Annotated in this window: 10 protein-coding genes and 2 pseudogenes; 6 read left to right on the top strand and 6 right to left on the bottom strand. The window is 61.2% G+C overall.

What is annotated here, in order from left to right; translation table 11 throughout:
- A partial coding sequence (locus EB836_RS15125; RefSeq protein WP_205683384.1) for a transposase occupies positions 1 to 456 on the top strand: 456 nt, incomplete at its 5' end.
- A gap of 145 nt (positions 457 to 601) precedes the next feature.
- Here EB836_RS15125 and EB836_RS15120 read toward each other — a convergent pair.
- A complete protein-coding gene (locus EB836_RS15120; protein WP_135541836.1) occupies positions 602 to 1,048 on the bottom strand; it encodes an ABC transporter substrate-binding protein in 447 nt (148 codons plus the stop codon).
- Positions 1,049 to 1,180: 132 nt separating this feature from the next.
- Between EB836_RS15120 and EB836_RS15115 the strand changes: the two genes are divergently transcribed.
- Complete coding sequence (locus tag EB836_RS15115) at positions 1,181 to 2,218, top strand: LacI family DNA-binding transcriptional regulator (protein ID WP_096177928.1); 1,038 nt, start codon at positions 1,181 to 1,183, stop codon at positions 2,216 to 2,218.
- Positions 2,219 to 2,561: 343 nt separating this feature from the next.
- On the opposite strand, the pseudogene EB836_RS15110 reads toward EB836_RS15115, so the two are convergent.
- The 5 genes and pseudogenes from EB836_RS15110 to EB836_RS15090 all read right to left on the bottom strand — a co-directional run.
- Positions 2,562 to 3,427, bottom strand: a pseudogene (locus EB836_RS15110) (IS5 family transposase).
- Positions 3,428 to 3,565: 138 nt separating this feature from the next.
- Entirely contained in the window at positions 3,566 to 5,398 is a 1,833-nt protein-coding gene (locus EB836_RS15105; protein WP_009881785.1) for an ABC transporter ATP-binding protein, read from the bottom strand.
- The gene (locus EB836_RS15100) at positions 5,398 to 6,408 is read right to left on the bottom strand and encodes an ABC transporter permease (protein WP_096159945.1); all 1,011 of its coding nucleotides are present in this window, start codon (positions 6,406 to 6,408) and stop codon (positions 5,398 to 5,400) included. The genes EB836_RS15105 and EB836_RS15100 overlap by 1 nt, the downstream gene beginning before the upstream one ends.
- On the bottom strand, positions 6,408 to 7,499 hold the full coding sequence (locus EB836_RS15095; protein ID WP_009881787.1) for an ABC transporter permease: 1,092 nt from the start codon (positions 7,497 to 7,499) through the stop codon (positions 6,408 to 6,410). Before EB836_RS15095 ends, EB836_RS15100 begins: the two co-directional genes overlap by 1 nt.
- Positions 7,500 to 7,808: 309 nt before the next feature.
- A pseudogene (locus tag EB836_RS15090) lies at positions 7,809 to 8,612 on the bottom strand (ABC transporter substrate-binding protein); the annotation flags it as partial.
- Between the two features lie 134 nt (positions 8,613 to 8,746).
- Here EB836_RS15090 and EB836_RS15085 point away from each other — a divergent pair.
- The 4 genes from EB836_RS15085 to EB836_RS15070 all read left to right on the top strand — a co-directional run bounded on the left by EB836_RS15085 (position 8,747) and on the right by EB836_RS15070 (position 12,292).
- Positions 8,747 to 9,301, top strand: coding sequence for a hypothetical protein (locus EB836_RS15085; RefSeq protein WP_240690037.1), 555 nt, complete (start codon positions 8,747 to 8,749; stop codon positions 9,299 to 9,301).
- Between the two features lie 189 nt (positions 9,302 to 9,490).
- A complete protein-coding gene (locus EB836_RS15080) occupies positions 9,491 to 10,093 on the top strand; it encodes a recombinase family protein (protein ID WP_135541834.1) in 603 nt (200 codons plus the stop codon).
- Between the two features lies 1 nt (position 10,094).
- A complete protein-coding gene (locus EB836_RS15075; protein ID WP_135541832.1) occupies positions 10,095 to 11,483 on the top strand; it encodes a Mu transposase C-terminal domain-containing protein in 1,389 nt (462 codons plus the stop codon).
- A complete protein-coding gene (locus EB836_RS15070; RefSeq protein ID WP_135541830.1) occupies positions 11,483 to 12,292 on the top strand; it encodes an AAA family ATPase in 810 nt (269 codons plus the stop codon). The genes EB836_RS15075 and EB836_RS15070 overlap by 1 nt, the downstream gene beginning before the upstream one ends.
- Positions 12,293 to 12,307: the final 15 nt, after the last annotated feature.

Here is a 12,307-nt window from a genome sequence, read left to right as displayed (position 1 = left end):
GAGCTCAACGAGACCAAACGCACTGCCGGACAGGACCCCTTGTTCGACTTGTACCGGTACCACGCGTTCTTCACCACCATCGACCGGGATCGTTTCGACACTGTCGCTGCTGACCAGATGCACCGCAAGCACGCGATCATCGAGCAGATCAATGCGGAGTTGAAGAACGGGGCGCTGGCGCATATGCCCTCCGGAGTGTTCAACGCCAACGCCGCCTGGGTCGCGATCGCAGCGATCACGCACAACCTGATGCGGGCTGCGGCCGGACTCATCGGTGGCAGGATGAGCAAAGTACGCGCCCAGACGCTGCGCACACGCATCATCAGCATCCCGGCCCGGATTGCTCACCGGGCCAGGAAGCTGATCCTGCACCTGCCCACGAAGTGGCCGTGGGCGACGGACTTCGCACGACTCTGGCAAGCAGCGTTGAGCCCACCAAGGACAGTATTGTCCTGACCGATCCGCTCCTGCTCGAGCACGAGGCCGCAGGGTCTGGAGGAGACCTTGGGAAACATTTGTGGAAGAGACCGGTGAGAGACCGGGACACTACTTCCTGCCCTCACGTCATGTTCGCACTCGAACCCGAACGAACGGCCAAGAATCAACCGAATCGGTGGATCAAGGTTAAACGCTTGAGGCTCTCGACAACGTCGTCGACAGTAACAGACCGCCCATTAGAAAACTCGGCGCTGTCGTCGAGAGAAAATTGGTATGTCATGTCGTCGGGTTGGTGCCAGGAAGTAGCAAGCCCGGGCGCAATCTTCATGTCCTTGTCGACGGTAACCAGAGTTTCGTAGACGAGACCGTAGATCGACCATGATCGTGCAGTAGCTGCGGACTGCGGGTCAAGGCCTTGTGCTTCTTGGGCATCGGCATCAAGCGCTATCGAGACTGCCCCTGAGCCGTCGAAGGCCTTGTCCACAGAACTGAGCAAGCCGTCGGCAGCTTCTTCCTGGCCATCGGAGCCAGCTTGTACTGTGCATCCCACCAGAATCGTTGCCAGCAGACAAGCGGTGAGTGTCGTCGTGATCAAATTCGGTTGCGGCATTGCACCCTCTCAATATTGCTCCATCGCAATGGTCATCTTTATCACTTGGTCAGCGACAGTACACAAGTAAAACGTTTTATGCAACAATCGTCGTAAGAAGAACAGTCAAGCTGCAAAGAGACAGGTGCGCAGATGGTCCGGCGACGGGGCAGAGTCACTATTCGCGAGGTCGCTGCGAAAGCAGGAGTATCGATTACGGCAGTTTCCCATGCACTCAATGGCAAGGGGTCGTTGAGTGACAAGACACGCGAACGCGTCCGAGCCGTTGCGGTTGAGCTCGGCTACGAAGCCGATGTTCTTGCACGTGCTATGCGCGACAAGCCGATGGGCGCGGTCGGGTTGATCATCCGACCACTCGACGAGCTCGGCGATTACCGGCCGCAGGGCGTCGATTTCTTCACTCGTTTCTCGGGCTCAGCCGCGCATGCCGCGGCCGATCGCGGACTGGGCCTCATGTTGGTCCCCGATGCGGCTCACGTCGAGTGGTCGCCACTTGCGAGATCACTGGACGGATTCATCATCACCGATCCAACAGTCGATGACCCGACTCTGAAGAAACTCGAGGGGAAGGACATACCGGTCGTCACTGTCGGTCGGGTGCCGGAATCGACAGCTTCTGGTCAGTGGGTTTCGACAGACGATTTCGGCAACGCCACCAGGCTCCTCGACCTGTTGCACGCCCGTGGAGCATCCGACCTCGTCCTTGTCACCGGTACCGACGACAATGCCTGGAACCTTGATGCAATCAGAGCTCTCGAACAATGGCAGAACTCCACTGGAGCCACTGCGCGCGTTGAAAGAGTCAGCGAGGCCGAAGGCCAACAGGGCGGTCGCCGAATCGCGAGACAGCTCATCAAGTCGAGAATGCCGGAGGCAGTCTTCTGTCTGACTGGCCGACATGCCGCAGGGCTATGCTCTGCCCTCATTGAGGCAGGGGTTCGCGTACCCGAGGACGTCCTTGTTGCTGCACTTTCAGATTCGGAACAGACTCGGTCGGAAGGAATCACCGCTATCGACATGCGACCGTCCCAACTTGCGTTGGCCGCTGTCGACCTCATTGACTGCCTCGTGCGAGAAGATTCACGAGCACGCCAGATCAATCAGTCAATCATCGTGGGTGAGATGCTGGAGCGAGCTTCAACTGCTCCCAATGCTTCCGCGTCACCGTGATAGGTCAGCCCAGTGCACTTGAGTGCATTCCGAATCCGTCGCCAACGATCCCGTCGTAGACAGGGTTCAAATCACGCTCCGTAACGCATCAATTATCGACTTCTCAAACCAACTGTCAAGCCCCGGGTTTCGTAGTGAGTTTGCGAACCATCGGGAAAACAACCGTGTGGTCGAACAGCTCCACCCGCCCACGGTGAATAGGGAAACGATCGACGGTCGCCCATCCTGCCCGAGTCTCGGGCATCGTCAAGCTCGCTTTGCATCGAAAATTGGCTGTCGTACTTCGGCCCTTAATCGTCCGACGAGGCCCAGTCCCTCGCTTCTAACGCGTGTCCTGTAAGTGTCACCTGAGGCGGAGGACGAGGCTGGCGATGATGATCTCACTGGTGTAGTAGGCGGCACGTTTGGCATAGCGAGTCGCCAAGTCACGGAACTGTTTGAACCGGTTGAAGCACCGCTCAACCAGGTTCCGGCGTTTGTATTCTTCCCGATCGAAGGCCGGTGGGCGCCCACCGGCGGGTCCTTTCGCCTGACGACGGCCGATCTGATCAGACCGCTCCGGACAAGTGAACCGCACCTTCTTCGCCCGCATCGCGGCTCTGGTTGACGGGTGCGAATACGCCTTATCGGCCAGCACTGCTTCCGGGATGGTGCGTGGCCGGCCCGGGCCGGGGCGGCGAACACTGATCTGCTCCAGCAACGGCAGCAGCTGAGGGTTGTCTCCGACTTGGCCCTCGGTGAGGATGATGCTCAGCGGTATGCCCGCTCCATCGACGGCCAGGTGGATCTTCGAGGTCAGTCCTCCGCGGGATCGGCCGAGGCATTCTCCGGCCACAGCGAGGGCCTCGACCGGATCAGTGCAGCCCCCTTTTTCCGGGCACCAGCTGCATGCTGGTGCGCCCGAACGGAGGTCGAGTCCACTGACAGTACCCACTCGAGGTCGCCGGTGGCGTCGTCCTTGACGACGGCTTCGTCGAGGATCTTTGCCCAGGTGCCGTCCATGGTCCAGATCCTCAACCGTTCGTGGCAGGTCTTCCACGGTCCGTACCGGTCGGGGACGTCTCGCCAAGGGGCTCCGGTGCGTAGCTTCCACAGGATTCCGTTGACCACCTGCCGGTGATCACGCCACCTGCGGCCCTTGCCATTGGTCGGCAGCAGTGGGGCGATGGCCTCCCAGGCTTTGTCCGTGAGTTCTCCGCGTCCAACCATGTGCCCAGGTGAGCAGAAATCAGGTCCGATGAATAGCAGCCACGCCGCTGGCACGAACACTTACAGGACACGCGCTAGTCCCTTCGGGTATCTTTTGTCTCCAGAGCCGACCGCGGCCCCGCTCGACCAGCGGCCTGCTCAGCCGACGGTGGTGCGCAGGCTGCGGGCCAGTTCGCGGCGCTTTGCCTGCTCATCCGGGTCAGGCACGGGCAGCGATGCGATAAGCCGCTTGGTGTAGTCGTTGCTCGGCGACCCCAGCACCTTCTCGCCCGTGCCCTCTTCCAACAGTTCACCGTGGAAGAGCACGCCGATGCGGTCGGAGAGCATATCGACGACGGCCAGGTCGTGGCTGATGAACAGGGCCGCGAAGTCGAACCTGTTCTGCAGTTCGACGAACAGCTCGAGCACCTTGGCCTGCACCGACACGTCCAGCGCCGAGGTCGGTTCATCAGCGATGAGCAGTTCCGGGTCGAGGGCCAGTCCGCGTGCCAGGGAGGCTCTCTGACGCTGGCCGCCTGAGAGCTCGTGCGGGTACCTGGCAGCGTAGGCGCTGGGCAGCTGCACCGAGTCGAGGAGTTCGAGGACTCTCTTCTCACGGTCCTTAGCCGTCATGTCTCGCTTGTGGATGGCGAACGGCTCCGCCACACACTCACCGATCGTCAGGTGCGGGTTGAAGGAGGCCGCCGGGTCTTGGAAGACGAACCCGATCCGGCGCCTGATAGGGGAGAACGCCTTCTCCTTGAACCCGACCATCTCGTGGTCGAGCACCTTGAGGCTGCCTCCGCTGGCCCTGGTCAGGCCGGCGATGGCACGCCCGATTGTGGTCTTGCCCGAGCCGGATTCGCCGACCAGTCCGTAGACCTCGCCGGCCTTGATGTCGAAGCTGACCGAGGACACCGCCTGGAAGTCCGATCGCCCGAACCCTCCCGGGTAGACGATGTCGAGGTTTCGCGCCACGACGATGGATTCTCGTTCGTCTCGTGGCGTGCCGGAGTCAGGCCCCTCCCCCGCCGAGGTGGCTGTGGCCTTCCCGTCGCCACCTGCCGTCGCGCTCGAGCCACCGGCCCGCTCTTCGGCGGCAGCGGCCTTGCGGCTGCCGGCAACCGTCGATCCCAGGCGAGGAACAGCGCCGAGGAGGTCACGCGTGTACTGCTCCTTCGGGTCACTGAAGAGCTGCTTGACCGAGGACACCTCGACGAGGTCACCGCGATACATCACGGCCACCCGATCGGCGAGGTCGGCGACGACACCCATGTTGTGGGTGATGAGCACGATCGCGGTCCCTGTCTCATCGCGCAGGTCCCGCAGCAGGTCGAGGATCTCGGCCTGGACGGTGACGTCGAGAGCCGTCGTCGGCTCGTCGGCGACGATGAGTTCGGCGCCCAGCGCCAGCGCCATGGCGATGACGATGCGCTGCTTCTGCCCACCGGAGAACTGATGCGGATAGTAGTCGAAGCGGTTCTGCGCATCGGGAATCCCGACCTGCTCCATCGCGGCGATGACCTTGGCCTTGAGCTCGGCCTTGCTCGCACGTTTGTGGTGGGCCCGCAGGCCCTCGGCGATCTGCCACCCCACGGTGTAGACGGGGTTGAGCGCCGTCGAGGGTTCCTGGAAGACCATCGACACATCGGTTCCGCGCAGCTTGCGCAGCTGCTCCCCGGAGACGCTGAGCACGTCCTTGCCGGAGACGATGACGGCGCCCGACCGCTGTGCGGTTTCGGGCAGGAGTCCGAGGATGCTGCGTGCCGTCACGGTCTTGCCGGAGCCGGATTCGCCCACGATGGCCAGCACCTCCCCTGGGGTGACCGACAGGGTCACGTTCTTCACCGCGTGGACGTCGCCGCCGTCGGTGGAGAAGGTGACGTCGAGCCCGTCGATGTCGAGGATGCTCTTCGCCCGACTGGCTGTGCTGTCCGAGCCGGCCGCGCTGTCCGAGCCGTCGGTGCTGTTGTCTTTCACGTTCTCATTCATCACTTGGCCTCCGCGGTCTCATTGATGCTCGACGATGAGCCGGCCTTCGCGGCCTTCGCTGTCTTGGCGCCCTTGGCTTTGCGACGCACCCGCAGACGCGGGTCGTTGAGGTCGTTCATCGACTCGCCGACGAGGGTGATGCCCAAAACGGTCAGCACGATCGCCAAGCCTGGGAAGACCGAGGTCCACCACACGCCGCTGGTCACGTCGGGCAGTGCCTTGTTGAGGTCATAGCCCCATTCCGACGCCGAGGTGGGTTCGATTCCGAAGCCCAGGAACCCGAGTCCGGCCAGAGTCAGAATCGCCTCGGAGGAGTTGAGGGTGAAGATCAGCGGCAGAGTACGGGTGGCATTCCGGAAGATGTGCTTTGAGATGATCCGGGTCTTCGAAGCACCGAGCACGATCGCCGATTCGACGAAGGGCTCTGCCTTCAGGCGCAGGGTCTCTGCGCGGACGACGCGGAAGTACTGCGGAATGAAGACCACGGTGATCGAGAACGCGGCCGCGGCGATGCCGCCCCAGGCACTCGACTGACCGCCGGAGATCGCAATCGACATGACCAGCGCCAGCAGCAGGGTCGGGAAGGCATAGACCGCGTCGGCGATGACAACGAGGATGCGGTCGAGCCAACCGCCGAGGTAGCCCGAGACGAGTCCCAGGATCACGCCGGCGAAGAGTGACATGATCACGGCCACGATGATGACGGCCACCGCGGTCTGGGCTCCCCAGACCACACGGGAGAAGACGTCGTAGCCGCCGACGGTCGTTCCCCAGATGTGGGTCCCGCCAGGTGGCAGCTTCGATCCGAAGTTGCCCTCGGAGGTGCCCAGCTGGTTGAACCCGTAGGGGGCGATCAGCGGTGCGAAGATCGCGCAGATGAGGACGATGCCGCACAGGATGAGACCCGTGATGAGCATCCCTCGCTGCAGACCCACTGACTGACGAAGATGGGAGACGATCGGGAGGCGGGAGAACCAGGACTTCTTGGCTTTGCTGTCTGGAGTGGACATCAGTACCTCACTCGGGGGTCGATGAAGGCGGCGATGACGTCGACGAGGAAGTTGGTCAGCGCCACGATGATGGCGAGGAAGACCACGATTCCCTGGACGGCCACGAAGTCACGGGCGGTGAGATATTCGGCGAGTTTGAAGCCGAGCCCCTTCCATTCGAATGTCGTCTCCGTGAGCACGGCGCCGGCGAGCATGAGCGCGATCTGCATGCCCATGACCGTGATGATCGGGATCAGCGCGGGACGGTAGGCGTGTTTGGTGACCAGGCGGTATTCGGAGATGCCGCGGGACCGGCCGGAGTCGATGTACTGCTGGCCCAGGGTGCCGATGAGGTTCGTGCGCACGAGGCGGAGGAAGACTCCCGCCGTGAGCACGCCGAGGGCGATCGCGGGCAGGACCGCGTGGGCGAGCACATCGCCGAGAACCTCGAAGTTGCCGATGCGGATCGCATCGATGATGTAGAACCGGGTGGGCCCAACCACGCCCGACATGATGTATTCGGTCTCGGTGGTGCCGCGACCCGCCACGGGCAGGATGGGCAGGAAGACGCCGAAGACCAGCTTGAGGATCATGCCCGCGAAGAACACGGGAGTCGCGTAGCCGAGGATCGCGAGGATGCGCAGCGCGGCGTCGGGGGCCTTGTCCCTGTGGTAGGCAGCGAGCATGCCCAGCGGGATGCCGAGGATGAACGCGACGATGAGGGCGTAGAAGACGAGCTCGATGGTCGCGGTGCCGTAGTTGAGCAGAATGCTCGACACGGGTTGGCCGTCTGAGACCGTGGTGCCGAAGTCGCCCTTGAGCAGATTGCCCATGTATTCGAAGTACTGGACGAGGAGCGGCCGGTCGTAGCCGGCGGCATGGATGCGTTCGGCCAACTGGCTCTTGGTCAGGCGTCCACCCAGAGATGCGGTGATCGGATCACCGGTGATGCGCATGAGGAAGAAGACCAGAGTGGTGAGGATGAAGATGGTGGGAATGATGAGGAGGAATCGGATGACGACGTAGCGTCCCAATCCGCCCCCCGAGGGCTTCTTCACCGCGACCGAGGTCTCGGCGGCTTCTGCCCCTGGTTCGCTGATGGCTGCAGACATGTGTTCCTTCATTGCTGGCGTCGACGCTCAGAAAGCTCGAGTGCCGACGTGGTTCTTGTTCGGTGCCACAGAGTGCGGGCACGCTGGATGCGGTTGCAGACACGCTGAATGCGTTCGCGGGCACGCTGGATGCGGCTGCGGGCACGCTGGGTTGCGGTCGCAGGCATGCTGGGATGCCATGCGAACGCACCACGAGGTGCAGGCGGGCCGGGCGGCTCACCTGCACCTCGAATGACGATCAGGTCATGGATCGTCGCGGCGTAGCCATGCGCACTCTCACGTCGTTGGCGACGTGTGTGGTTCGCGCTCTCACTTGCTCAGCAGCGCCAACCGGAACTGGAACGCGGGGTCAAGGGTGTCATCGACGCCCTTGACGTCCTTGCCCGAGACCGCGATCTGGTTGCCCTGAAGCAGCGGCAGGGTCGGCAGCTCTTCGGCCAACTGACCCTGAATCTTCTTCAGCGCGTCTGCGCGCTTGCCCTTGTCGTCGATGGAGGACTGAGCGTTCAGTTCCTTGTTCATCGTCTTATCCCGGTAGTGATTGGCCAGGAAGCTCGGTGTCTCGTCGGTGTCATAGAAGAACGGCACCAGGTAGTTGTCGGCATCCGAGTAGTCCGGGAACCAGCCGAGCTGGTACATGGGGTAGGCGTCGTCGGTGCGGTCCTTGCTGTACTGCACCCATTCGGTCGACTGCAGGTTGACCTTGAACAGCCCGGTCTTGTCCAGCTGATCCTTGACCAGAGCGTATTCGTCGCCCGAGGAGGGACCGTAGTGGTCGGGGTTGTACTGCAGGTTGAGCGTGACCGGGGTCTTGACGCCGGCATCCTTGAGGGCTTTCTTGGCCTTGTCGACATCGGCTCCGCCCTGACCGTCACCGTACTCCGACTTCAACGGCTCGTCGGCGCCCGGCAGTCCATCGGGAACATGCGAGTACAGAGGAGTGAAGGTGTCTTTGTAGACCTGGGAGGCGATTGCCTGACGATCCACCGAGTCGGCCATAGCCTGACGCACGGCCAGGGACTTCTTCTCATCCGCATTGTCGGTCTTGGCACCGAAGGGCATCGTGTCCATGTTGAAGACGATGTAGCGGATCTCGCCGCCGGGGCCCTTGTGCTGTGAGTTTCAGCGGTAAGTGGCGGTCTTCTTACACCGTTCACTGGCGGTCAACCCTGTGCAGCGCTCTCTCATCAAGAGGCGACTGGTCTCGTCACTGCCGGAGGCGGAACGCCATGTTGTTACCATGAATCATGATCCTCGTCGCCATCATCGTCGCTGAGGTGGCGTTCTGGGTCTTTCTTCTCAGCGGCCTGCTCGCTCGATATGCCCTGTCGATGCCGCGCCTTGGTGCAGTTTTTCTGTATGCGACTCCACTCATCGACCTCGCGCTGCTCACCCTTACCTACATCGACCTCAGTCACGGCGGAAGGTCCAATTTCGTCCACGGTATCTCTGCGATCTACATCGGGTTCACTCTGATGTTTGGACATTCAGTTGTGAGAATCATTGACGCTAAATTCGCTCGAAAGCACGGAGCTCAGCTACCGGCCGAGGCAGATACTTCCTCGCCTGCGCAACAGTTGAAAATCTGGTACCGCTGCTTAGCTGCGTCTGGAATCTCCGCAGCTTTGCTAGTTGCCGGTATTGGAGTTGTCGGACTCAACGGTGCGTTTTGGTTGATCTACTGGCTCGTCGTCGTAGTGTCGATCGTGATCTTGTGGTGGTTCACTGGTCCTTGGTTAGCGCGGAGGCGCGTTAAGCATTCTGAGCGTAGAGAAAATGACAGCCCAGATCCGGGCAGTTAGATGGCACGTCCCCTCAAGCCGGCCCGAATGCGTCTCGAAATTGTTTAGATTTATGAGACGTCAGGTCCATTTCAGCGGGACGTCAGTTCAGTCGCGTACTCACGGGGTGCGATCTGTCTTGCTAACTCGTCTCGTCGCATAATGTCTCACAGCCGTGACTTCTTGGGATTTATGAGCCATTCTTAATTCATGAGGCTTCTGGGTTACACACGAATCAGTACTGCCGGCCAAGATGCGCAGCTCCAACTCGACGCACTCGTCGGTGCGGGAGTCCAGAAACGAGATGTGTTCTCAGATGTGACCTCTGGGAGTAAGACGGCGAAACAGCGACCTGGAATGAGGCGGCTGCTCGAATATGCCGAAGACGGCGACACAGTCGTCGTGTGGCGAATCGACCGCCTCGGCCGATCACTCCTCGACGTTCTGGCAACCGTGAACCATCTCCGCGACCGGGGAGTGAAGGTCCGATCCGTCTCAGACAACATCGATCCCGAGACTTCATCGGGTCGGATGATGTTGGGAATGCTCGCCACTCTGGCCGAGTATGAACGTGAACTCATCACCGAACGCGTCAACGCCGGCATTGCCGCAGCCAAGCAGAACGGCACCAAGTTCGGGCGGCCACCGGTGAACCCGGACGACATCGCCCAGAAGCTCTCTATCGCTGAAGACGCCCGCGCCAAGGGACGCACCGCTGTAGACGCAGCACGCTTGGTGGGCTGGTCGAGAGCAACCTTGTACCGCCACCGTCAAGCAGCCGGCACTCACGACACACTGACTAAGCCGGTGTGAAATGGACGGGCCAGAGAAGTGGCGAATCCTTCGGCTCCACGTCGAAGACGACATCGCTCTGACAACTCTGGCCCAAGACACCGGCCTCGGCTTGCGCACCTTGCAACGCTGGCACCAGCACTACAAGACCGGTGGCATCGCCGCTCTCGAACCACAGACCCGACAGGATACTGGTTCCAGACGTACCCATCCTGAACTCAAAGCGTTCATCGAACGACTCGGCCTCACCCGGCCACGCCCGAGCATCGCTAATCTCCACCGGCTCACGGTTAAAGAAGCCCAACGAATCGGCGAGGCGGCACCCAGCTACGGGACGGTCCGCTCCATCCTAGAAAGCTTGGATCCGGCGATGGTGACTCTCGCCCTCGACGGTCCTGTCGCGTACAGGGACCAGTACGAACTCATCTACCGGCACACCGCCGAGCGCCCCAATGACACCTGGCAAGCCGATCACACGGAACTCGACATCCTCATCACCGATGCCAGTGGACGCCCGGAACGCCCGTGGCTGACGACAATCATCGATGACTGCTCCCGAGCAATCTGCGGCTACATGGTCTTCACCGGAGCACCCTCAGCAATGAATACTGCGTTAGCACTCCGGCAAGCGATCTGGCGCAAAGATGACCCCGCCTGGGCAATGTGCGGCATCCCCGACGTCCTCCACGTCGACCACGGCAGCGACTTCACCAGTCACCACCTCGAATACACTGCCATCGCGTTGAAAATCCGGATCGTCTACTCAACCATCGCCCGTCCGCAAGGCCGCGGCAAGATCGAGCGCTTCTTCGGCACCCTCAACACCGAACTCCTCTCCACCCTGCCCGGATACACCGGAGGCCCCGAGAAGAAGCCGACGCCTTCAATGGACCTGCCCGCCCTGGATCAGGCGATCGGTGACTTCATCTCGACATACAACGAACGCCCGCACCGAGAAATCAACACCAGCCCCAAATCAGCCTGGACCGGTCAAGGGTGGCTCCCGCGAATGCCCAAGACACTGGCCGAACTCAACGGACTGTTGCTGACCGTGCCCAAACACCGCACCGTCCGCCGCGATGGTATCCATTTCCAAGGTCAACGCTATCTCTCACCCACGCTTGCCCCACTCGTGGGAAAACCAGTGACGATCCGCTACGATCCCCGCGACATTTCAGAGATCCGCGTCTACGAACGCGACACCCTCATCTGCGTGGCCGTCGATCAGACGAACCCGAACCAGAGGCTCAGCCTCCGAGAAGTCGAATCAGCCCGCCGAGCCCGCCGCCGACAGTTACGCAAAGACATGAACGAGCGCATCCCCAGGGTTGCGAATCGGGAAGAACCCCAAAGAAGTAGCCAGACCGCGGGTCGGCGGTCGAAGCTGCGCACCTATGAAGAGGACGAGTAATGGCACGAGACTTCATCATCACGAAGGAACACCGCCGCTTCAAAGAGTTCGCCACGGCAGTACGCAAAGAGAAAACGATCGGGATCTGCCACGGCGAGGCAGGTGTCGGCAAGACACTTTCGGCTCGCCGGTACGCCCACTGGGATGAAGTCGGCACCTTCATCGATGAATGGGGTCCGCGGTCTGCAGCTGATACGAAAGTCCAGGCCACCGCCCATCGGTCCCGTACAGTCTTCTATACCCCGGAGGTTTTGCCTCGTCATAAGCAGATCATGAATGATATCGGTCACCTTCAAACCCGAGTCGGGTTCTGCATCGACGAGCATTTACGCACGATTGGGAAAGTCACTGGCGTCCACGTCGGAAACGTGGCGAAACTGGTCGAGCTGGTCATCATCGACGAGGCCGAACGACTAACACCAACGGCACTGGAGCTCCTGCGCGACGAACACGACCGGCACGAGCTCGCAATCATCTTCATCGGGATGCCCGGAATCGATCAACGTTTCCGGCATTACCCACAGCTGTACTCACGCCTCGGGTTCTCCCACAACTACCGTTCACTTGGCCGCGACGAACTTCTCTTCGTCCTCGAACGACAATGGAAACGTCTGGGATCAACACTCGACATGGACGATTTCACCGACGCCCAGGCCGTCGTCGCTATCGAAAGAATCACGCGAGGCAACTTTCGTTTGCTCGAACGCCTCTTCCCCCAGGTCAGTCGAGTCATGAGGATCAATCAACTCGAGACCATCACCGACGATGTCGTCGAGGCAGCCGCGAGTATCCTCGTCATCGGTGACTGACACCATCAGCCAAGT

This window comes from Brevibacterium sp. S111 (assembly GCF_004745075.1).
Taxonomy (GTDB): domain Bacteria; phylum Actinomycetota; class Actinomycetes; order Actinomycetales; family Brevibacteriaceae; genus Brevibacterium.
The sequence above is the reverse complement of the archived record's forward strand: the minus strand, read 5'-3'. Positions and strand labels throughout refer to the sequence as shown.

Bases quoted from the DNA above. Each gene is read 5' to 3' on its own strand.
- EB836_RS15075 (WP_135541832.1), top strand. From the start codon at position 10,095: ATGGACGGGCCAGAGAAGTGGCGAATCCTTCGGCTCCACGTCGAAGAC.
- EB836_RS15105 (WP_009881785.1), bottom strand. From the start codon at position 5,398: ATGAATGAGAACGTGAAAGACAACAGCACCGACGGCTCGGACAGCGCG.
- EB836_RS15085 (WP_240690037.1), top strand. From the start codon at position 8,747: ATGATCCTCGTCGCCATCATCGTCGCTGAGGTGGCGTTCTGGGTCTTT.
- EB836_RS15120 (WP_135541836.1), bottom strand. From the start codon at position 1,048: ATGCCGCAACCGAATTTGATCACGACGACACTCACCGCTTGTCTGCTG.
- EB836_RS15080 (WP_135541834.1), top strand. From the start codon at position 9,491: ATGAGGCTTCTGGGTTACACACGAATCAGTACTGCCGGCCAAGATGCG.
- EB836_RS15070 (WP_135541830.1), top strand. From the start codon at position 11,483: ATGGCACGAGACTTCATCATCACGAAGGAACACCGCCGCTTCAAAGAG.
- EB836_RS15100 (WP_096159945.1), bottom strand. From the start codon at position 6,408: ATGTCCACTCCAGACAGCAAAGCCAAGAAGTCCTGGTTCTCCCGCCTC.
- EB836_RS15115 (WP_096177928.1), top strand. From the start codon at position 1,181: ATGGTCCGGCGACGGGGCAGAGTCACTATTCGCGAGGTCGCTGCGAAA.
- EB836_RS15095 (WP_009881787.1), bottom strand. From the start codon at position 7,499: ATGTCTGCAGCCATCAGCGAACCAGGGGCAGAAGCCGCCGAGACCTCG.